The 19,852-nt window shown below is 59.6% G+C and carries 21 protein-coding genes; 6 read left to right on the forward strand and 15 right to left on the reverse strand.

Features of this window, described 5'->3' with window-relative positions; genetic code table 11:
• The first annotated feature begins 202 nt into the window (after positions 1-202).
• The 5 genes from IB244_RS06085 (at position 203) to IB244_RS06105 (ending at position 4,651) form a co-directional block, all read left to right on the forward strand.
• The gene (locus IB244_RS06085) at positions 203-487 is read left to right on the forward strand and encodes a helix-turn-helix transcriptional regulator (RefSeq protein ID WP_169680398.1); all 285 of its coding nucleotides are present in this window, start codon (positions 203-205) and stop codon (positions 485-487) included.
• Positions 477-1,805 (forward strand): type II toxin-antitoxin system HipA family toxin, encoded by a 1,329-nt coding sequence (locus tag IB244_RS06090; RefSeq protein ID WP_169680400.1) that lies wholly within the window; start codon positions 477-479, stop codon positions 1,803-1,805. The genes IB244_RS06085 and IB244_RS06090 overlap by 11 nt, the downstream gene beginning before the upstream one ends.
• Before the next feature lie 289 nt (positions 1,806-2,094).
• Positions 2,095-2,661, forward strand: a complete 567-nt coding sequence (locus IB244_RS06095) for a pilus assembly protein (protein WP_312867213.1) — start codon at positions 2,095-2,097, stop codon at positions 2,659-2,661.
• Positions 2,648-3,241, forward strand: coding sequence for a TadE/TadG family type IV pilus assembly protein (locus IB244_RS06100; RefSeq protein ID WP_169680402.1), 594 nt, complete (start codon positions 2,648-2,650; stop codon positions 3,239-3,241). The genes IB244_RS06095 and IB244_RS06100 overlap by 14 nt, the downstream gene beginning before the upstream one ends.
• A 21-nt stretch (positions 3,242-3,262) precedes the next feature.
• Positions 3,263-4,651, forward strand: coding sequence for a Tad domain-containing protein (locus IB244_RS06105; RefSeq protein WP_169680404.1), 1,389 nt, complete (start codon positions 3,263-3,265; stop codon positions 4,649-4,651).
• Positions 4,652-4,932: 281 nt separating this feature from the next.
• On the opposite strand, the gene IB244_RS06110 is transcribed toward IB244_RS06105, so the two are convergent.
• The 3 genes from IB244_RS06110 to IB244_RS06120 form a co-directional block, all read right to left on the reverse strand.
• Entirely contained in the window at positions 4,933-5,226 is a 294-nt protein-coding gene (locus IB244_RS06110; protein ID WP_169680406.1) for a type II toxin-antitoxin system RelE/ParE family toxin, read from the reverse strand.
• Positions 5,226-5,480, reverse strand: a complete 255-nt coding sequence (locus IB244_RS06115) for a type II toxin-antitoxin system ParD family antitoxin (protein WP_025660847.1) — start codon at positions 5,478-5,480, stop codon at positions 5,226-5,228. The genes IB244_RS06110 and IB244_RS06115 overlap by 1 nt, the downstream gene beginning before the upstream one ends.
• Before the next feature lie 355 nt (positions 5,481-5,835).
• Complete coding sequence (locus tag IB244_RS06120; protein ID WP_192303809.1) at positions 5,836-6,288, reverse strand: MEKHLA domain-containing protein; 453 nt, start codon at positions 6,286-6,288, stop codon at positions 5,836-5,838.
• A 148-nt stretch (positions 6,289-6,436) separates the two neighbouring features.
• Here IB244_RS06120 and IB244_RS06125 point away from each other — a divergent pair, with 148 nt between their 5' ends.
• Positions 6,437-6,775 carry a hypothetical protein gene (locus IB244_RS06125; RefSeq protein ID WP_192303453.1) on the forward strand — a complete coding sequence of 113 codons (339 nt, stop codon included), beginning with the start codon at positions 6,437-6,439 and terminating at the stop codon, positions 6,773-6,775.
• A 235-nt stretch (positions 6,776-7,010) separates the two neighbouring features.
• On the opposite strand, the gene IB244_RS06130 is transcribed toward IB244_RS06125, so the two are convergent.
• The 12 genes from IB244_RS06130 to IB244_RS06185 all read right to left on the reverse strand — a co-directional run bounded on the left by IB244_RS06130 (position 7,011) and on the right by IB244_RS06185 (position 19,714).
• Positions 7,011-7,751, reverse strand: coding sequence for an MOSC domain-containing protein (locus tag IB244_RS06130; RefSeq protein WP_192303455.1), 741 nt, complete (start codon positions 7,749-7,751; stop codon positions 7,011-7,013).
• Entirely contained in the window at positions 7,752-8,765 is a 1,014-nt protein-coding gene (locus IB244_RS06135; RefSeq protein ID WP_192303457.1) for a GlxA family transcriptional regulator, read from the reverse strand.
• A 16-nt stretch (positions 8,766-8,781) separates the two neighbouring features.
• The gene (locus tag IB244_RS06140) at positions 8,782-9,633 is read right to left on the reverse strand and encodes an ABC transporter permease (protein ID WP_192303459.1); all 852 of its coding nucleotides are present in this window, start codon (positions 9,631-9,633) and stop codon (positions 8,782-8,784) included.
• Complete coding sequence (locus IB244_RS06145; RefSeq protein WP_192303461.1) at positions 9,630-10,478, reverse strand: ABC transporter permease; 849 nt, start codon at positions 10,476-10,478, stop codon at positions 9,630-9,632. The genes IB244_RS06140 and IB244_RS06145 overlap by 4 nt, the downstream gene beginning before the upstream one ends.
• Positions 10,479-10,501: 23 nt before the next feature.
• Positions 10,502-11,593, reverse strand: a complete 1,092-nt coding sequence (locus IB244_RS06150; RefSeq protein WP_192303463.1) for a glycine betaine/L-proline ABC transporter ATP-binding protein — start codon at positions 11,591-11,593, stop codon at positions 10,502-10,504.
• An 83-nt stretch (positions 11,594-11,676) separates the two neighbouring features.
• Complete coding sequence (locus IB244_RS06155) at positions 11,677-12,528, reverse strand: glycine betaine ABC transporter substrate-binding protein (RefSeq protein ID WP_062368316.1); 852 nt, start codon at positions 12,526-12,528, stop codon at positions 11,677-11,679.
• A gap of 81 nt (positions 12,529-12,609) precedes the next feature.
• Positions 12,610-13,956 carry an NAD(P)/FAD-dependent oxidoreductase gene (locus tag IB244_RS06160; protein ID WP_192303465.1) on the reverse strand — a complete coding sequence of 449 codons (1,347 nt, stop codon included), beginning with the start codon at positions 13,954-13,956 and terminating at the stop codon, positions 12,610-12,612.
• Positions 13,953-15,470: an aldehyde dehydrogenase gene (locus IB244_RS06165; protein ID WP_192303467.1), complete on the reverse strand. Its 1,518-nt coding sequence runs from the start codon at positions 15,468-15,470 to the stop codon at positions 13,953-13,955. Before IB244_RS06165 ends, IB244_RS06160 begins: the two co-directional genes overlap by 4 nt.
• Positions 15,463-16,377 (reverse strand): dihydrodipicolinate synthase family protein, encoded by a 915-nt coding sequence (locus IB244_RS06170; RefSeq protein ID WP_192303469.1) that lies wholly within the window; start codon positions 16,375-16,377, stop codon positions 15,463-15,465. The genes IB244_RS06165 and IB244_RS06170 overlap by 8 nt, the downstream gene beginning before the upstream one ends.
• Complete coding sequence (locus IB244_RS06175) at positions 16,374-17,090, reverse strand: GntR family transcriptional regulator (RefSeq protein WP_169680419.1); 717 nt, start codon at positions 17,088-17,090, stop codon at positions 16,374-16,376. The genes IB244_RS06170 and IB244_RS06175 overlap by 4 nt, the downstream gene beginning before the upstream one ends.
• A gap of 388 nt (positions 17,091-17,478) precedes the next feature.
• Positions 17,479-18,825, reverse strand: coding sequence for an NAD(P)/FAD-dependent oxidoreductase (locus tag IB244_RS06180; protein ID WP_192303471.1), 1,347 nt, complete (start codon positions 18,823-18,825; stop codon positions 17,479-17,481).
• Between the two features lies 1 nt (position 18,826).
• Positions 18,827-19,714 carry a dihydrodipicolinate synthase family protein gene (locus IB244_RS06185; RefSeq protein ID WP_192303473.1) on the reverse strand — a complete coding sequence of 296 codons (888 nt, stop codon included), beginning with the start codon at positions 19,712-19,714 and terminating at the stop codon, positions 18,827-18,829.
• Positions 19,715-19,852: the final 138 nt, after the last annotated feature.

Genomic DNA, 19,852 nt, shown 5'->3' on the forward strand with positions numbered 1-19,852 from the left:
GCGCCTATTATGTACAAAATTCTGGGCACGAACTGCCTTTATGACCAATCAAATGAACAAAATTTGACCAGACGCCAGCCCAATGCCATAATGTACAGAATTCTGGACGTGAGAGGCTCTCATGTCCACTCAAATGAACAAATCAGGCATAACTGTGTCCCGTCAGAGAAGCTACTCTAGAGTCACGCGCCAGGCCCTCACGATGCTTGGCAAGCTGATCCGCGTCGCCCGCGCCAAACGCTGCCTAACCGCGCAGGAACTGGCCGACCGCGCCGGCATCAGCCGTACAACGCTGTCCAGCATTGAAAAGGGCGCGCCGGGCCCTGAGATCGGCATCGTCTTCGAAGTCGCTTCGCTCGTCGGCGTTCGCCTGTTCGACTACGACGAGCGCACCCTAGAGATGCATAATGCCCGCCTCGACGAAAAACTGACTCTGCTGCCCAAAAGCGTCCGCCACGCCGTGAGGGAGGTCGATGATGACTTCTAAGGCGGAGACTACCGAAGCCTTTGTCTGGAATTGGCTGCCGGGGGCGACGGAACCGGTGGTCGCGGGCCGCCTCGATCAGGACGGCGATCGCCTGCTCTTCACCTATGGCGCCAGTTACCGGCGCCGTAAGAGCGCCATTTCCCTCTATGAGCCGGAACTGCCGCTTCAGGAGGGCACGATCGCCCCGATCACCGGCCTGTCGATGGCAAGCTGTATTCGCGACGCCTCGCCTGACGCCTGGGGCCGCCGGGTCATCATCAACAGGCTGACGGGCAAAAGGTCCGACGCTGCCGGCGTACCGGAGATCAGCGAACTGACCTTTCTGCTCCAGTCAGGCCCCGACAGGATTGGTGCACTCGATTTTCAGGCATCGGCTACGGAGTATGTCCCCCGCCTTGCCGCGCAAGCTTCGCTCGCCGAACTCCTCGAAGCGGCCGAACTCGTTGAAAGAGGCGTCCCTCTTACCCCGGCGCTCGACCAGGCTTTCAATAACGGCACCTCGATCGGCGGCGCGCGTCCCAAGGCTCTGATCGATGACGACACGAAGAAGTTCATCGCCAAATTCTCGGCGATCAACGACACCTACGGCGTCGTGAAGGCCGAGTTCATCGGGATGAAGCTGGCGACCGCATGCGGTCTCAACGCCGCTTCAGTCTCCATGACTCGCGCCGCACAAAAAGACGTCCTCTTGATCGAGCGCTTCGACCGCACACACACAAAGGACGGCTGGATACGCCACGGCATGGTCTCGGCCCTGACCATGCTGGGCCTGGATGAGATGATGGCCCGCTATGCCTCCTACGAAGACCTTGCAGAACTCATCCGCCACCGCTTCACCGATCCCAAGGAGACCCTCAAGGAGCTTTACGGGCGGATTTGCTTCAACGTGCTGTGCGGCAACACCGACGACCATGCCCGTAACCATGCCGCGTTCTGGGACGGCAAGAAGCTGACCCTGACACCGGCGTATGATATCTGCCCGCAAGGCCGCACCGGCAACGAAGCCACGCAGGCCATGCTGATCAAGGGCGAGAGCCGCGCCAGCACGCTCGCCACCTGCCTTGCCGCCGCGCCGGACTATCACCTGAAAGAGGCGGAAGCCGCCGCGCTGATCGAACACCAGATCAAGACCATCGCCGAGCATTGGCAAGCCGCCTGCGATGAGGCCGAACTGAGTGCCGTCGACCGCAAGCTGTTCGCCGGGCGCCAGTTTCTCAATAGCTATGCCCTTGACGGGCTCGAAGGTCACAAAGCGCTGCAAGACTCCTTCGCTGCCGCCCGGGCTGCGCTGATCGCCCGCGGAGGCGTCCAGGGATGAAACGCCTAGGCAGCTCAAAGGACGCGCACGGCCGGCAGCCCCCCGACCCCGCTGCTTGAGGTCGTTGTGGATACCTCGGGGGCATACCGGGCACGAGCTTGGATTTTCATGGGAAGTTCTCCATGAAACCGATCGCCATACTCAAACGCCTCCAGCTCGGCCGGAATGTAGCCAATTGCTGATAAAAGGCACAGTTGCATAGAATTTTATCTATCGCGTTACATTCCCATGAATGTTTCGGCGCTAGAACACCCAAAAGATCGCGGAATGGATGCGAATGGGGTGTTTCGTGAGGGGACTTGTATTGACGCGCTTCCGCACCTCGGTGGACGGAGCGACCGCAGTCGAATTCGCAATCATCGCTCCCGTTCTTATTTTCCTGACATTCGCTATTGTCGAGTCCGGTATTGCCTTTGCTGCCGACATTGTCCTCAAAAACGCTACCTATGACGCCGCGAGGACCGGCCGAACGGGGTTTGTGTCGGAAAACTCGACACAGGATGCGACCGTAAAGGCGAAAATTCGCAACCAGGCGGGCGTATTCATGGATGCCGACAAGCTCGTCATCACCAGCCTGTCCTACAAGGGCTTCGATGCTCTCAAAAAGCCCGAACCATTCACAGACAAGAACGGCAACGGCGTTCGCGACGATGGCGAAAACTTCACCGACGTCAATGGAAACGGTGTCTACGACATCGACCAGGGGGCGAACGGCTACGGCGGTACGGCACAAGTCGTCCTCTACACCGTAACCTACCCATGGACCTTCCACACTCCCGTCCTCAAGCAGCTCGTTGGCAACGACGGCACCGTCGAACTGACGGCAACAGCGGTGGTGCAGAATGAGCCGTACTGACCTGATCTCCAAGCCCTTGCGCGTTCTCTCCTCCATAACCCGTCGGCTGGCGGTAAACGAGGAGGGCGTCGCAGGTATCGAAATGGCGATCATCACGCCCGTGCTGCTGCTGCTTCTCTGCGGCGGCAGCGAAATCAGCCTCTATGCCCGCTCGCACTTCCAGACAGCGCAGATGGCATCGACGGTAGCGGATGCGGTTGCGCGCTACGAAGCGATCACGTCGTCGGACATCACTTCGATCTTTTCGGTGTCGTCCGAGGTCATGGGAAACGAAGACTTCAAGCAGAACGGCTACGTGATCCTGACGTCGGTTTCCCGCACGGGCGGCGCTGCACCGGTCGTTGCGTGGCAGTGCAAAGGCGGCTCTGACGCCCAGACGAGCAAGATCGGTGTTGTCACCAAGGCCGCCACACTTCCGGGCAACCTCACCCTCGATGCGACCGACAATGTGATCGTCGCCGAGGTCTTCTATCGCTACACCCCGCTATTTTCCAATTTTACGCCGGTCGAGACGCAGCTCTACAAGACGGCGGTCTTCCGCCCCCGTCTCGGAAGCCTCACGAGCGCGCCCGGTTGCTAGTCCAAAAGGAAGGATGATCCAATGTCGTTGATGTCCATGATCTCCCGCTTCCGCAAGGCCGAGGAAGGTGCCGTCCTCCCCTTCGTCGGCATCGTCAGCCTGGCGCTGATCGGGGCGACGGGGTTCGGCATCGACGCGGCCCGCCTGATGCTTCTCCATTCGAGCCTTCAGCGCGCCATCGACGCCGGCGCTCTTTCGACCGTCGCCAAGCTGGACACCGCCACCATCGACGTCGAGCTGCGAAAGTTTGCAGTCGCCAATTTCAACGATGGGGAGATCGGCGGGACGCTCGACAGCCTGACCTGGACCATTAGCTCGGACAACAAGACACTGACCGTCAAGGCATCGGCCAGCGCTCCCGCGACGTTGATGAAAATCCTCGGCGTCCAGACGATCAGCACCAGCGCGGAAAGCGTCATCGAACGATCGACCAATGGCCTTGAACTGGCACTTGTTCTCGACAACACCGGCTCCATGAAGGGAACGCCGCTCACGAGCCTCAAGTCCGCGGCCAACACCCTGGTGAACATCCTCTATGGCGACGACGCAGTTGCCAAGAACCTCTATGTCGGCATCGTTCCGTTCTCGCAGTCGGTCAATGTCGGGACGAGCCATACCAGCTGGATGAAGTCCGGCTCCATCGCCGCGCTCGATTGGGGATCGACATCAACGGGTGGCTCATGGGGTGGCTGCGTCGAGGCGCAGGCCGTAAAGGCCGACGACATTTCTGACGCGGTTCCCTCCAGCAAGCCGATCACGCCCTACTATTGGCGAGACGGCACGGATAACAACTGGATCAGCGTCGACCAGAATGGCAAAAAAACATACGTCAAGACTCTCACCACGTCCCTCGGCCCCAACAAGAACTGCCCCGCCGAAGTGACGCGCCTGACGCCCAAGAAAGCAACGGTGGTTGCCGCCATCGCCGCGATGAAGGCGGTGGGCAACACCCACATCAACTTCGGGGCCGTGTGGGGCTGGCGGATGTTGTCTCCGAAATGGCGTGGTCTCTGGGGCGGCGACATGGCAACCTACAACCTGCCGCTCGACTACTACACGAAGAACATGAACAAGGCGGCAGTCATCATGACCGACGGCGAGAACACGATGTCGCCAGACGTCTACAGCGCTTATGGCTGGCTGGCCGACAAAAAACTCGGGACGGCCGACAAAGATGCCGCGGTGACGGAACTCAACGACCGTCTGTCCTCGGTCTGCACGGCGATGAAGAACTCCGGCATCATCATTTACACAATTGCCTTCAATGGGCCCGACGAAACCACCCAAAAGCTTTTGAGCAGCTGCGCCAGCCAGAACGCCTTCTACTTCAACTCGCCGACAACGGCCGCGCTTCAGTCGGCCTTCAAGCAGATCGCCGATTCACTCTCCAACCTCCGTGTCAGCAAATAGAAATTGTGCGATGGTGTCGAATGCCTCCTCATCAGACGCGGATCCACAATATGTCCGACTGTAGGAAACAGATGCTGGCTTCCGATAGGCACTCTTCACTACTGAGAACAACACAGTCAAATCTTCGGCTATGTTATCCGGCTGTCCCTTTGGGAAGATCGTCCTGATCAGTGTTGGAGCGGATCGACCTAAGTCGAGGCGGCAGCCTATAGTTGCGTGCTGGGGGACTCTGCTGCCGGGAAGTCCAAAGCCTTAGTTGCAAATCGCGATACTGCGGCGCGTTAGAGGGAGTCTCCAATCCAATCTTCGTGACCATGACGGATACGGATCACGAGAACGCTCCCATCATCGTTGATCCGATAGATTACCAGGTGAGCCTTGAATGGATGGATTCTGACAGGCGGCGAAATCTCCTGGCGCTCACGCGTCATTCGAGGACTCGCGGCTATGAGATCGAGCACATCAAAAAGCTCATCGTGATATCGTTTGGCGGCCAAGGATCCGAAGTTGCGGATACCTTGTTCGGCGATCGAGACGATATCCTCTTCCGCTTCAACAGAGAGCCTGAATGGCATCAATCACGTCTGCGGGTGATCTCGGCACGCGCAACGGCAGCGGAAAACAACTCGTCCTTCGAACGGCCTCCTACGCCGCTTTTGATTCCGTCATCGACGAAACGTTGCATCTCCGCAATTTTGTTAGTCCGGGCCTGGTCTCTGCGGATAAGGTCTCGAACGTAGTCACTCGCGTTCGAGTATCGACCGGTCTTAGCTTGCGCTTCGACCCAGTCTTTCATCGGGTCCGGCAGGGATACATTCATGGTTGCCATTAGAGTCTCCTTGAGGTCTCAGGCTACCCTGTGATGGCAAAGTTTGTCAAACTATTGAAGCCCACTAAGAAAGCTCCTGAAAGGGGTTCTGCGATTGGCGGCCTAACCCCAACTGCAAGTCCAGCGCATTCCGCGGCCAGGAAGGCGACAAGAAAGGTCGCGGCCACAGGAATGCGTAAAGGTCATTGCGGTTCGCCCACGTCCACTGCCGCGCGGAATTGCCTCGCGTGCAGCACCGGTCAGCTCGACTTGTGGCGCCCGGGAGCGGTCGCCAGGTGAGATTGATCGTATGCTCCAGGAAATCGGTGTCTCTCGGTCAACATTCCTGAAGACGAGGCCGTCGATATCCCCCAGCTTACGCTTCCGTCCAGCTGGAGAACGTGGCAGCCTGCCCCAGCCGAATTCCGGCTTCTGACCGCAGTTCCCAGACGAGCCCATCCTCCATCCAAAAATGCGCGCCGGACTTGCGAACTCTAAGTCCGCGATAGTTCGCGATAAATCCTTGCCGTGCGACTGCATCGAGAAGCGCCTGGCGCTCCAGTCGATCCGGAGCTTCAGCAGATAATCGAGAAGGCAATTTCGTAAACTCGTCCCACGAGTATCCGAAACATCGCTGTGCCGTGAGATTTGCATAAATGAACCGAGGATCCGGCTCGGTATTGTGAGCGACGACCACAAAAGGGGCGTCGAAGTAGAGCCATTGGGCTCCCTGCCCTGGCTCAACAAGCGGTCGGCCGACAGCACGCAGAAAGCTTTGCGCAAGTAGTTTGAAGAAGGCTTGACTGGTTGAGGGCTCATCAGGCGACATTTGGCTATCCTTACTCCCGTTTAGGCTCTTGTTGAGGCGCGCCATGATGCCGCCGACTTTGACACCAAGAACCAGGATAAGGTCGCTGGCGTGTGATCCGGCCACCTTAAGCTATTTTTCAAATCCACTACCCGATATCGGAGTTGCAATGAAAACGATACTTACCTGGGCAGTCATGGCCTCTTGCGGCGTTGCCGCTCTATTGCCGATGGCCGCGCCTGCGTCTGCCCAGGAATGGCGAAGGCCACATTATGACGATCCGCCGCGGCGCCATCACCATCACGACAACAATGGCGCCGCGATTGCCGGTGGTCTGGCTGCCGGCGTCATCGGTGGGTTGATCGGTGGCGCGATCGTAAACAACAGCGGGCCGCGCTACATCGATCCGCCGCCCCCACCACCGCCGCGTTGCTGGTTCGAAGACCGGCGGGTGCCGAATGCCTACGATGGTGGATGGCATATGGAGAGCATGCGCGTTTGCCAGTAGCAATTGGCTGATGTTTCTCAGGTCTCAGCGCCTCGTTGCAACGTCAACGTGGCGCTGGCCACGGCCTTGGCGAGGACTGCAAACGGGTGCGAGCTTGAATACTACTCACCCGGCAAGGCGAAGTCTCCATTCTGCTCGTTTCTCGTTCAGTGTTGGTCGGTCATCTCGGCCTTCGCTGGCGGCTCAAAGGTTCAACGAGGATGACGGCCTTAAGCTGAGGGAAGCAGCCGGACGGTCATGCGGAAATGAAAACGGCATCTCCCACACGGACAACCCCTGGCTCGCTGGGTCGGCAGTAGACGCCCATGTTGCGGTTTCCAAACTTCATCACATTTCGGAGGATTTCCGGATCGTTCTCCAGTCCGTCCTGAGCGATGATCGTAAACCCGCATCGTTTCGTCGGTGCAATCACCGTTGCACGGACATGTCCTATACTCACAGGTGCATCGACCCACTGCAATTCCGCGAAGCCGGAGAGATCCGGCTCGGTTTCAAGAAAAATGTTCGGGCGAAATCTGCGCCGGTCAGGATCTCCGTTGGGATGGATGGCCTTCAGATGGTCGACCGACGCGCTTGTCAGAAGGTGAAGCGGCGAAACGTCATACCGGTCGATGGCGAAGTTGGTTCGATCATCCGCCGGCTTTGCGCGTTCATATGGCATTACAGTTACCTTGAACTCGAAGAACCCCGTGAGAGCTTCCGTCAACCCCGGCGCATCGACGGACAGCCAGTCGTGGCCCGGTAACTTGATTTCCACGGTGCCATCCGAGATGGTCCTCGATCTGATGAAGATCGCTTTCTGCCATCGCTTGTCGCGCTCAGGATGAGCAACGACGCCCGTCGCTACATCAACGAGCGCAAGCCGACGATCGCCGACGACACCGGTCGCCGTGACCTCGCATTGCTCGATCAGTTCGCCTGCGGTGGAACTGACTGGGTAGCGCCACAACTCGCTGATTGTCCCGACCTTGCGCATCTATTGAAACCCCAGTGCAGAGGCCCGAAGTTGCGTTGGCGTCTGGCCGAATATGCGTTTGAATGTGCGGGTGAAGTGGGAGGCGTTCTCGTATCCAACATCGAGCGCGATTTCGATCAGAGAGGCCTTCGATTGCACAAGCAGCGCGCGTGCCCTCTCCATCCGAACGCGGGTATAGGCTTTCGCGGGAGACATCCCCGCCTTCTCCAAAAACAGTCTTTCGAGCTGTCGCCGCGACAGGCGAACCGACGTCGCGAGCCTCGGAATGGTCATGCCCCCCTCGACATGCTGCTCCATCAGGATCATTGCAGCCTTGACGCGGTTATCTTCGTAGTCGTCGTGTAGCGGGCGCCGGGGCTGAATATCGCCGGCGGAACGCGCCTTCTCGATCTGGAGGACCTCCAAGGCATTTCTCTCGGCCTCCCGGCTGATGTACCGCCGCACCAGGGTTGCCGCCATGTCGGCTGCACTGCTGCCACCGGCACAGGAGCCGCGTTGCCGATCCAGATTGAATATCCGATCCGACCGCACGGCGAGATCGGGAAAGCGCTCGCGAAACTCCCTGTAGTGAAGCCAGCTCACGCAGGTCTCGTGGGCGGCCATCAGCCCCGCATCGGCAAGAATGAACGATCCGGTGCAGAGACCGATCAACGGGATTTTGGCGGCATCCGCACGCTTGAGAAACCTGATCGTATCGTGATCGACCGGGTCTCTCGCGGTGAGAAGTCCTCCAACGACCACAATGTAATCGAACCTCGCCGGATCCACGAAATCCGACGTCGGGGCCACGTGCACACCACAGCTGGAGGCGATCAGATGCCTCGTACTTCCGAGCACCTGCCAGTCCGCCATCACGCGTCCGGAACGATCATGCTCGTCGCTGGCAAGCCGCAGCGTATCGACAAAGAGCGCGAACGCCGAAAGCGTGAAAGACCGGGCAAGAACAAAACCAACCTTCAGTCGGCTGGCGGATTTGCCGACGGCTCCTGCCTGCCGATAGTCTTCTGGTCGCATCTCAATCTCCTTCATGTCAGGCCGCCCGAGGTCCCCTGTCGCGATCGAAAAGACCACGGCTCACTCGATCGAGCAAGAGAGCAACAGCCACGATTGCGAGACCCGCGCGCAAGCCCAGTCCCATTTCCATCCGGGTCAGACCGCGCGTCACCTCGGCGCCAAGGCCACCTGCCCCGACCAGGCCCGCCAGAACGACCATGGCCAGGGAAAGAAGAATGCATTGGTTGAGGCCGACCAACAGAGTCTGCTTGGCGAGCGGAATCTCAATCTTCCAGAGCACGGAACGAGGGGGCGCTCCGATGGCGCTGCCAAGCTCGACGTATTCGTGCGGCACCTGGTTGAAGGCCAAAGTCGTCAATCGCAGCATCGGCGGAATACCGTAGACGATCGTTGCGATGATGGCCGGCACCCGCCCAAGGCTGAAGATCATCACAGCGGGGATGAGATAGACCCACGGCGGCACGGTTTGCATCACATCGAGGACTGGACGCACGAAGGCTTCGAGGGTCTTGTAGCGCGAGCAGAGGACGCCAATCGGAAACGCGATGAGCACGGAGATCAAGACAGCGACCGTCACCAGTGCGACGGTCTGCATCGATGCCGTCCAAAGCCCCACGATCAGGCAAAACCCGAGGCACAGGCCGGCAAGGATGGCCGCGCGAAGATTGACCGCAAGGAAGGCCGCGACGACGACAATCGCAATAAGGGCGAAAGGCGGGACGAACAGGAGCGCTGCCTCGATTGCCGACAACACTGCCTCCACCACATAGCTGATTGCAGCGAACAAGGGATGCAGGTTCGTGTTCAGCCAGTCGACCGCCGGAGCGAGGAAAGCCCCTGGCGAAAACTTGAGTATCGAAGGGTTCATGAATGCCTCCCTGCGCCAAGCCGGCCCGCACTTTGGGTCATGCGGTCGATGACCATGGTCAGAACGACGATGGCGATCGCCCCGTTGATGGATGTCGCAATGTCGAGCGTGCGGATCGCGCCATAGATCGTTTCGCCAAGGCCTCCGGAGCCGACGATACCGGCGATGACGACCATGCCGAACGCCATCATAAGGCTCTGGTTGATGCCAGCCATGATGCTGGGAAGAGCAAATGGCAGGCGGATCTTGAAAAACATCTGGCTCGGGCGCATTCCGCTTGCCTCACCAAGCTCGATGAACTCCCTTGGCGTCATGCGGATACCAAGCGAGGTCAGCCGGATTGCCGGCGGCATGGCAACCACGATGGTGGCGATAAGCGCTGTCGCCGGGCCGTAGCCCAAGAGCGCGATGGCAGGCAGGAGATAAATGTACGGCGGAAGCGTCTGGATCAGGTCCAGACCCGGTTCCATGAACCGGTCGAGTGCCGTAAAGAAGCCTGCCAGTATCCCGACAGGGATGCCGACCGCGAGCGCAATCACCGTCGCCGTGAGAACCAGTGCCAGGGTGCTCATTGTTTCGGACCAGAGCCCCATGGAAAAGCACAGGAGAAGCGCAGCGCCACTGAGGATCGCAAACCAGGCGTTCACCAGCCGCCAGCCCACCAGCGCCACCACGATTGCGACGACGTAGAATGGCGGAAGCTGCAGCAACCAGAGGATCCCATCGTAGAGGCCCTCAAGAACCCACCTGACGTAGTCGAAGAGGGATTCTCCGTTTTCGCTTACCCACTCGAGCGCGGTGTCTGTCCATTCGTCGAAGATGTCTGTGAAGCTTGATATGTCCATGTCACTCAGCTCCCGTTCTGCGATCAGGCGGCCACGCGATCGCTGTTGGAGGTGCCCTTGACGCCCATGAGGAGGCTGCGCGGCGTGACGACACCGACAACCTGATCGTTGTCGACGACGGCGATAGCGTCGCGGTCTGTCTGCATGGTCAACGTGATCAGTTCGTCGATGTCGGCGTCCGGCGTGGTTCGCACCAGCGATGAGATGTCGTTGTGTGGCTCGCTGCGCTGAAACTCGCTGACACTGTGCATCACCGAATGCGCCTTGATCAGGTGAAGTCGCGATATGCCTGCGACGAACTCGGCGACATAGTCATCCGCCGGATTGAGAATGATCTCCTCGGCGGTACCCGTCTGGATAATGACGCCGTCCTTCATGATGGCGATGCGATCGCCGATGCGGATCGCTTCGTCGAGGTCATGGGTGATGAAGACGGCGGACTTGCCGAGCGATTTTGTGAGTTGGCGAAACTCGTCCTGAAGCTGACGACGGATCAGCGGATCAAGCGCGCTGAAAGGCTCGTCCATGAGGATGATTTCCGGATCTGAGGCAAGCGCGCGGGCAAGTCCGACGCGTTGCTGCATGCCGCCGGACAATTCCTTCGGGTAACGGTCGACCCAGTCTGCCAGGCCGACTGTCTCCAGCGCAGCCTTGGCGGTCTTGTTGCGCTCGGGCTTGGGGATGCCCTGAACTTCCAGCCCAAAGGCCGCATTTTCGAGCACCGTACGGTGCGGGAGCAGCGCAACGCTTTGAAATACCATGCCGATGTTCTTGGCGCGCATCTGCCGGAGGTCGCCCGGAGACAAGGCGGCAATATCCTTGCCCTTTACGAACACCTTTCCGGCGCTTGGCGTGATCAGCTTGTTGAGCAATCGGATGAGCGTCGACTTTCCACTGCCTGACAGGCCCATGATGCAGAAGATCTCGCCGCGCCGGACCTGCAGGCTGGCGTTGGAAACGCCGACGACGCAGTTGAACTCCTTCAGCACGCCCTTCTTGCCAAGTCCGCGCTCGGTGATCGATTTCATGGCGGCGGCGGACTTGTCTCCAAAGACCTTCCAGAGGGATTGGCAGTCAATCAGGACTTCATTGGTATCGGCATTTGCGGCTTTCATAGCGATCCCCTTGAGCCAATTGGTGCTGGCTTTTCTCGTTGGGCTTCAAAGGCCGTCCGACCGGATCGGACGGCCCTGCGCAACTAGTTCTTCTTGATGTTTTCCCAGCGCTTGATCAGGTCAGCGTGCGCTGCGATCCAGCCCTCGACGGCCTGATCCATTGTCTTGCCGTCCTTGACCTCGCCGTTGATGGCGGTGATGTCGGCGATCGGAACGTAGACGCTTGCCATGACCTCACGGGCGTGAGGGTTCTCTTCGGAAAAGCCTTTCTGGCCGATCCAGTAGTAGCTCTGCGGCGGCGGGAAGACGCCCTTCGGATCCTTGAGATACTTCACCTCGTATTTCTGGACCATCCATGACGGCTCCCAGATCGTGACGGCGATCCACTCCTTGCGGTCATAGGCCGACTTGAGTGCGGCCGTCATTGCAGCCGTGCTGCCTTCGACAAGCTGCAACTTGATGTCGTAGTCCTTGACGGCGTTGGAGGAGTCCCGCATCAGGCCGGCGCCCGGCTCGATGCCGATGATCTTGCCGCCAAACTTGTCGGCGTTCTCATTGAGCTGTTCCAGAGAGTCGATCGGAACGTATTTCGGGACGGCGATGCCCTGGTAGAGACCGTGCGAAACCGGTGAGATCTTCTCCAGCCGGCTTTTGTTCTTGTTCCAGTAATCCTGAGCGACATAGTCCGTCTGCGAGGTAAGAACCTGGATGTCGCCCTTGGCAAGAGCAGCATAGGCGATGCCCCATTCGGAGAACTCGGTCACCTTGACGGTATAGCCGGCGTCTTCGAGAACCTTCTTGGTGATACCGGTGATGGGCGTCAGGTCTTCCCATGACATCGTGCCCATGGTGATCGTCTTTTCTTCCGCCCGGGCAGGAAGAATGCTGATCCCGACCATCGCAGCCGCGCAGAGCGCTTTCCACAAAGCCTTCATTGCTCTTACTCCTAGTTCTTTGTTCCCATTTTCATTGAAGACGTGCGGGTAGCCTCAGTCTTCACATTGCGCGGCGAGGGATCATCCCTCGCGGCCTGCACGCAATTCCTGCAACCGGATCACAGAATTGATCCCCAGCCATGCCAGCGGCTCGGGCGGCAGTCTCGTGGGCGCCGCATGATCCATGTATTTGTCGAGTTGTTCCGAGCCGGTTCCTGTCGCCAGCTCGGCAGCCAGCACGCCGGCAAGCGTGCTCTTCACGGTCCCAAGGCCATTTTCGCAGCAGGCCGAGAACAACCCGTCGTCGATTTCGCCGAAGGCCGGCACATGATTGCGACTGAGGCAGAGACGTCCGGCCCAACTGTATTGGAACGGCAAATCGGTCAATTTCGGAAAGCGCGCATCCAGCGACCGACGATGAGCGGCCGCGAGCTTGGCAAGGCGCTTGTCGGTGACGGTGATCGTTCTGTCATAGGTGTATCTCGTCCGAAGCACGATCCGCGAAAGTCCGTTCGATGTGATCTTGCGAACCGTCGCCCCCATGGCATCGGCCGGGAGCAAGGCCCACCGGTCTTGTCCGGAAGCTGCGTGCGCGGCATCGTCCGCGGCGAACGGAGCCGTCATCGAGGCGTAGGCAAATATATGGATCAGCCGTCCGCGAAAATGGCCAAAGTCCTCGATATGTCCGTTGACACCCAGGATGACCTTCGGCGCTGTGACTGCCCCGTTTGTCGATTTGGCGGTCCAGGTCCCTCCCTCACGCCGCAGTTCCATTACAGGCGAGCGCTCGAAGATCGTCACACGTTGCCCGACCCCGGCCGCAAAGCCGCGGACGTAGTCAGCTGGCTGGATCATGACCGCGCCGGGCGTGTAGAGGCCGCCAAGGTAGTAGTCCGAGCCTGTGAGCTCGCGCATTTGGGCTCGATCGAGAAACATGTGCTTTTCGCCGATACGCCGGAGCGACTCGCCATAGCTGACGTTCAGCCTCATTCCCCTCGCCGTTGCAGCGGCATTGATCTTGCCCGACGGGTCGAATGTTTCCCGGGACATCCCGTATTCGTCCGCAGCACTTTTTGCGAAATCGATCGCAAAGCGGTTTTGCGCCATCTCAAGCGTCGTTGCCGCCTCGCTGGCGCTGGAATATTCGCCCGCCGAGAGGTTGTGCGGCACATCGATCATGTAACCGGAATTTCGGCCTGCCGTGCTCTTTGCCACCTCACCGGCTTCCATGACGACGATCTTGTCGTGCGGTCGGATTTGCGAAAGTCGTCGCGCCGCGGACAATCCCGCAAACCCCGCGCCGACGATGAGCCAGTCGGCCGTCACGCTGCCCTCGAGCGTCCGCATGGGGGCAATGCGGTTGCTGATCGCCTCCCAGCCAGAGACGCCGGATTCAGCAGGAAGCCGTCTGACCACAGTCTTCGTCATCGGATCGTCTCGTCGACCGAGCGATCGGAAACGTCGATCCAGATCGTCTTCAGCTCACAATAATTGTCGTGGGCGAAGATGGACTTGTCGCGACCGCCGAAGCCGGACTCCTTGTAGCCTCCGAACGGCGTCGTCGCATCCCCCTCTCCAAAGCAGTTGACTGTCACAACGCCTGCGCGGATTTCGCGTGAGAGCTTGATCGCGTTCTTGAGACTTCCGGTATAGATCGAAGCCGTCAGACCATAATTCGTATCGTTGGCGAGGGCGATCGCCTCGGCGATGGAATTGAAGGTCGTGACCGAGAGAACCGGCCCGAAAATCTCCTCCTTGAAAAGCCGGCTGGACGGGGTGACGCCTTCGACCACCGTTGGCTCGACGAAGATGCCGTCGCGCGTCTTGCCGCCGTGCGCGACAGAAAGTTTTTCCTTCTTCGCATCATCGAGGAAGGAAGCGACCTTTTCGAAATGAGCCTTGTTGACGAGGGCACCGATGCGGTTTTCCGGGTCGAGTGGGTCTCCGGTCTTCCATTCACGCATGTAAGCGCCGATCCGGTTGAGCAGCTCGTCCTTGACGCTTTCATGCACGATCAGCCGCGATGTGGCCGAGCAATTCTCGCCCATGTTCCAGAAGGCGCCATTGACGACCTGCTCGGCGACAAGGTCGAGATCTTCAGCGTCGTCGAGAACGACTGCCGGATTCTTGCCGCCGCATTCGAGTACCACGCGCTTCAGATTGGAGTCCGCCGCATAGCGCAGGAAGCGACGTCCCGTCGGCGTCGAACCTGTAAAGGCGATCATATCCACGTCCATGTGCAGGCCAAGCGGCTCGCCGACATCCTTGCCGCTTCCGGTAACGACGTTGAAGACGCCGGCAGGGATGCCCGCCTCATGAGCAAGCTCGGCGATGCGAAGCGTCGTCAGCGTCGTGTCCTCAGCGGGTTTGACGACGACTGAGCATCCCGCAGCAAGAGCGGGGCCGATCTTCCATGCAAGCATAAGGAGGGGAAAGTTCCAGGGCAGAACGCAGCCGACGACGCCGACAGGCTCGCGCACGATCATTGTCAGCGCATTCGATCCGACGGGCGCCGTGTTGTCGTAGAGCTTGTCCACCAGCTCGGCGTGCCAGCGCAGTGTATGAATGGTATCGGGCACGTCGACTGTCTGGCACTCGCGGATCGGCTTGCCGCTATCGAGGCTTTCCATCACGGCAAGCTCGTGACGATTGCGCTCAATCAGCTTGGCAAGCTGCAAGAGCACGCCTTTGCGCTCGGATGGCGAGCGCAGCCGCCAGCGGCCATCATCGAACGCCTCCCTCGCCTTGAGTACGGCATAATCGACGTCCATGCTGTCACAGGCTGCAACGATGGCAAGGGTCTCGCCGGTCGCGGGATTGCTGGACTTGAAAGTCTTGCCAGAGCGTGCCGGACGGAATGCGCCATCAATGAACGCGTTCGTCGGAAACTGTATGTCGGCTGCGATCGCCCTGTATTCGGTGGCGGTCAATGGTTCATGCATGACAATTGGCTCCCGACGTGATCTGGCCGACCGTGCGCTTCAAGGTGGCAACGACGGTCTGGAGTGTTCGCTTTTCTTCCGAATTGAGCGGGCGAAGCGGCGCGCGCACCGAACCGGCCCCAAGGCCGATGATCTCGCAGCCGTGCTTGATCGACTGGACGAACTTGCCGCATTCGAGGAAGTCCATCAGCGGCAACATCGCGGTCATGATGGCACGGCCCTTGTCGAAATTCCTCTCGACCACACAGGCCTCATAGAGAGCGACATGCTCTTTCGGCAGGAAGTTCGATCCCGCGCAAACCCAGCTTCTTGCGCCCCATGCGAAGAACTCCAGCGCCTGGTCGTCCCAGCCACAGGAAAGCGCGATATGCGGGAACTTCCTGGCGAGCAGATGCAGGTTGCTCATGTCGCCGGAACTTTCCTTGATGGCGACGACATTCCTCGACTTGCCGACGCGCGAGAAATACTCCTCGCCCATCACCACACCCATGCGAGCCGGGTAGTTGTAGAGCATGATCGGCAGATTGGCCGCACGGTCGATGGTGAGCGCGTGAACCGCATTTTCCCGCTCGGTCGGGAGCGCATAGGGAGGCGTGGAAACGAGGATCGCATCGGCGCCGATTTCCTTGGCGGCCTTCGCGTATTCGACCGAATCCTCAGTCCTGGTCGCGCCCGTTCCGATGATTAGCGGCAAGCGGTTTGCGATGACGTCCTTCGCATGGGACGCCAGGTCGAAGCGCTCCTGGCTTGTCTGGGCGTAGTACTCGCCGGTCGATCCGCCGACGATAATCCCGTGAACCCCGGCCTCGATCAGAGACTCCAGCACCGCCGCGAAAGCCTTCCGGTCAATCTGTCCGCTTGCATCGAGCGGCGTGATGGCCGGGGTATAGATCCCCTCGAACTTCACTGTGATTTCTCCAATGTTTTGGCGGCGGGACCGCCGATCAGGACGTCCGCCTTGAGCCCCTGCGGCGCGATGAACATCTCCATGTTCTCGCGGGACAATTCCCAGTGCTCGAAGACGAGATCGACGACGGCATCTTCGTCGTGCGCCGAAAGCGCTTCGATGAATGCGTCATGGTGTTCGACCGCCAGCTGAAGCCTGCGCTTCATGTCTTCGTTCTTCGGTCGGAAGAAGGTGTGGCCAATTCGGGCGTGGTCGATGAGCAGACGGCCGAGGCTTGGCTGCAAGTACACGTTTGCCGACATCTCACCGAAGATCTCGTGGAAACGATTGTTCTCGAGGACCATGTCCAGCGCATCGCCGTTCGCGCTCGCCTTGCGGAAGCGATCCTGCGTCCGCTTCAAGTCTGCCAGCTGCTGTGACTTGAAGTTCTGCACCGCCAGACGCCCGATGGCCGCATAGATCATCGGCGCAACCAGGAAGAAGTTTCTGAGCGTGGCGTGGTTCATCGGAATGACGCGCGCGCCGCGGTTCTCACGAATATCGACATAGCCCTCGCCTGCCAGCCGCCGGAAGATGTCCCGCACCGGCGTCCGGGAAAGGCCATAGCGTTCGCTCAGGCTGGCTTCGTCGAGATCGGCGTCTGGATCGAGTTCCATCGTCAGGATCTGACGTTTCAAGTCCTCGTACAGGTTGCTCTTCACGGTCTTCGCCATGCGTCACTCCACGCCGTTGGTTGGGCTATGGCTAAAACATGGCACGCATCTAATATGCTGTCAATAAATTGTGTACTTTGAGTACACAATAAAAGTTCCATGGAAATACAATTATAGAGGAGCGTGTCTATATGTAATTGATATATCTTCGTATTTTTCTATTTCATCACTCGCAAAAACGGGAGCGAGATGTCCAATATTGGCCTTGGAAAAGCGGAGAGAGGCGCAGATCAACGATGGCGACCGGCTTGGACTCTCGTCGTCCAAGAGCGAATGATCGAGGACCACAAGCGGTGGTGAGCACCCAGCTCCAGCGCGGCTTTCGCCGACGAGGCCGATGGCTTAGCGCTTTAGAGTACTAAGAAAACCCTTAGGTCGGACCCGGCGATCACTCTGCCCCGGCACGCCATTCGCGATATGCAAGATGGAGCTTCGCGCCGATCGTTGTGAGCGGCTGCGGCGGCAGTGCCGTCGGCGCGGCCAGTCTGGCGTAGACCCGGCCAAGTTCGGACTCGTGACCCAGGGCGAGTTCGGCGGCAGCAATTCCCGATGCCGTCGAGTTCGAGGCCCCAAGGCCATTGCAGCCGCATGCTGCAAACACGTTGCGCGCGATTTCGCCAAAGGCCGGGACATGATTGCGTGTCAGAGCCATGGCGCCCGCCCAGCGATACTGCATTCCCACACCATGTAGGCTGGGGAAACGCTGAACAAACTTCCCGTCATGCAGGTACCCGGCCCGCACGATCGCGGCGTCATTCACCTTGATGCCCGGATTGTAGCTGTAACGCGAGCGGATCAGAATCCGGTCACCGCCTGTCGTGTTGATACGGCGAACGGTGGTTCCCATCGGCAGAGCTGGCGTTGCCGCCCATTTCCGTTCTCCGCCAAGGCGGGAGGGATCGAACTCTTCGGTAAGCGAGGCGTATGTGAAGACATGCAAAAGCTGCCCCCGGAAGAAGCCGAAGCTTTCTGCGTGACCGTTGTTTGCCAGAATGATCTTTTCCGCCTGCACCGAGCCCTGCGGCGTCTTGATGAGCCAGCCGTTCCCGAAACGCTCGAACGAAAGCGCCGGCGTCTGCTCGTAAAGTCTGATCGGCTCGTTCAAGCCGTCGGCAACAGCGCGAATATAGGCGGCCGGTTGAACAATAACCGTACCGGGCATAAAGAGACCGGACGTGTAGGCGGACGATCCGGTCACGGCCGCAATGTCGCCGGCACTCAGCAATCGGTGATCCTCGCCCATCTTGGAAAGACGCGCTGCGTAATCCGTGAGGTGCTTGTCGCCTTCGGGACTGATCGCAACACTATATCGCCCGCACGGGTCGAAAATGTCGCTGCCCCAGCCATATTCGACGGCCATTTCCGTGGCCAAGGCAATCGCCGAGCGCTGTATCTGCACGGACTGGCTGAACCTGTCCTCGGATTCTCCATTGAAATCGTCGGCAGAAACCTCGTGCGGAAGGTCGATGATGAAGCCCGAATTCGCACCTGCCGGCCCCTCACCGACGATCCCTGCTTCCAGGATCGCAACATTTACGGAAGGGTCGAGGCGCGAAATCCGCCGGGCCGCGGAAAGGCCGGCAAAGCCGGCGCCGATGATCGCGACATCAGCGGTAGACGAACCATGCAGCGCTGGATGCGGCCTTCGCGACGGGAGCGTCGCCACCCAGCCTGAAACACCGGCGCGTTTCGGAAGCCTGGATGCGACGAAGACCTCGTTGGAAGTGCGCGGCACGTCAAATCGCCTCCCGCTCGATGAGCGTTTCGATCGACTGCCGCAGCGCCGGAATGCGATCGGACGAAAGCGTGCGCAGGGGCTTTCTCGGGGACCCGGCACCGTATCCGGCCAGATGCGCGGCAGCATAGACGGTTTGAACGTAGTCGCCCTTTGAAAGAAGGGCCATCACCGGCTCGAGCAGCTTCCAGAGCTCACGGGTCTCAGCCCAGTTCCCCCTGGCGGCGGCATCGACGATTGCGAGGCATGTTCTGGGCGCAAAGTTCGCGCCTCCCCAGATCAGACCGTGGCAGCCGGCATAAAGCGCGTAGGGAACGAGATTGTCGGCGCCATTCATGACGAACTTGCCGGTGCGAATGAGTTCGGCCTGCTTGCCGAGATCGCCACCGCTATCCTTGACGGCGCAAAAGCCGGGAATTTCGCTTAACTTGAGCAATAGCTCCGGCGTGATCGCGACACCGACAGCCTGCGGAACGTTGTAACCGATCACCGGAAGGCCAACCCCGGCAACCTCGGCGTAGAAGTCGACGATGCCCTGGTCGTCGGTCGGCCCTTCGAAGAACGGCGGAAGAACCATCACGCCTTCGGCGCCGGCATCGCGGGCGCGCGCCGTGCGCTCCACGGCCTCTTCAACGAGAAGCGCAGAGGTTTGGGCGATGATCTTGGCCCTACCATTCACGATCCGCGCCCCACGTCTGATCAGCCCCTCGGATTCCTCCTTGGAAAGATAGACGTGCATGCCTGTTCCCGAACTGAGGAGGAAGCTGCGAACGCCAGCCGCCAGATATCGCTCAATGTTGCGCTCCAGACTGATGTAGTCGATCCGCCCCGCGTCGTCGAAAGGCGTGGTGATCGCGAGATTGAGGCCTGGAAACTGGAACTCTGACATTCGTTTGATCCTCCTGAGGTAACCTGTCGGAAGCTCGTGCAAGATTGCCGTGAGCAGCCCGCATTGTTCGGCCGCGCGAACATCGAATGTCGCGCGCCGCATGATCAGAATCTTACCCCCCGGCAAGCGCGCCGATGA

Origin of the sequence: Rhizobium sp. RHZ02 (genome assembly GCF_014851575.1) — a bacterium.
Classification (GTDB): domain Bacteria; phylum Pseudomonadota; class Alphaproteobacteria; order Rhizobiales; family Rhizobiaceae; genus Rhizobium; species Rhizobium altiplani.

Excerpts from the sequence above, each read along its gene's own strand:
- IB244_RS06155 (WP_062368316.1), bottom strand. The coding sequence starts at position 12,528 with ATGAAGGCTTTGTGGAAAGCGCTCTGCGCGGCTGCGATGGTCGGGATC.
- IB244_RS06135 (WP_192303457.1), bottom strand. The coding sequence starts at position 8,765 with ATGCGACCAGAAGACTATCGGCAGGCAGGAGCCGTCGGCAAATCCGCC.
- IB244_RS06130 (WP_192303455.1), bottom strand. The coding sequence starts at position 7,751 with ATGCGCAAGGTCGGGACAATCAGCGAGTTGTGGCGCTACCCAGTCAGT.
- IB244_RS06085 (WP_169680398.1), top strand. The coding sequence starts at position 203 with ATGCTTGGCAAGCTGATCCGCGTCGCCCGCGCCAAACGCTGCCTAACC.
- IB244_RS06145 (WP_192303461.1), bottom strand. The coding sequence starts at position 10,478 with ATGGACATATCAAGCTTCACAGACATCTTCGACGAATGGACAGACACC.
- IB244_RS06110 (WP_169680406.1), bottom strand. The coding sequence starts at position 5,226 with ATGCCATTCAGGCTCTCTGTTGAAGCGGAAGAGGATATCGTCTCGATC.
- IB244_RS06125 (WP_192303453.1), top strand. The coding sequence starts at position 6,437 with ATGAAAACGATACTTACCTGGGCAGTCATGGCCTCTTGCGGCGTTGCC.
- IB244_RS06100 (WP_169680402.1), top strand. The coding sequence starts at position 2,648 with ATGAGCCGTACTGACCTGATCTCCAAGCCCTTGCGCGTTCTCTCCTCC.
- IB244_RS06150 (WP_192303463.1), bottom strand. The coding sequence starts at position 11,593 with ATGAAAGCCGCAAATGCCGATACCAATGAAGTCCTGATTGACTGCCAA.
- IB244_RS06185 (WP_192303473.1), bottom strand. The coding sequence starts at position 19,714 with ATGTCAGAGTTCCAGTTTCCAGGCCTCAATCTCGCGATCACCACGCCT.
- IB244_RS06165 (WP_192303467.1), bottom strand. The coding sequence starts at position 15,470 with ATGCATGAACCATTGACCGCCACCGAATACAGGGCGATCGCAGCCGAC.
- IB244_RS06175 (WP_169680419.1), bottom strand. The coding sequence starts at position 17,090 with ATGGCGAAGACCGTGAAGAGCAACCTGTACGAGGACTTGAAACGTCAG.
- IB244_RS06140 (WP_192303459.1), bottom strand. The coding sequence starts at position 9,633 with ATGAACCCTTCGATACTCAAGTTTTCGCCAGGGGCTTTCCTCGCTCCG.
- IB244_RS06090 (WP_169680400.1), top strand. The coding sequence starts at position 477 with ATGACTTCTAAGGCGGAGACTACCGAAGCCTTTGTCTGGAATTGGCTG.
- IB244_RS06105 (WP_169680404.1), top strand. The coding sequence starts at position 3,263 with ATGTCGTTGATGTCCATGATCTCCCGCTTCCGCAAGGCCGAGGAAGGT.
- IB244_RS06160 (WP_192303465.1), bottom strand. The coding sequence starts at position 13,956 with ATGACGAAGACTGTGGTCAGACGGCTTCCTGCTGAATCCGGCGTCTCT.
- IB244_RS06120 (WP_192303809.1), bottom strand. The coding sequence starts at position 6,288 with ATGTCGCCTGATGAGCCCTCAACCAGTCAAGCCTTCTTCAAACTACTT.
- IB244_RS06115 (WP_025660847.1), bottom strand. The coding sequence starts at position 5,480 with ATGGCAACCATGAATGTATCCCTGCCGGACCCGATGAAAGACTGGGTC.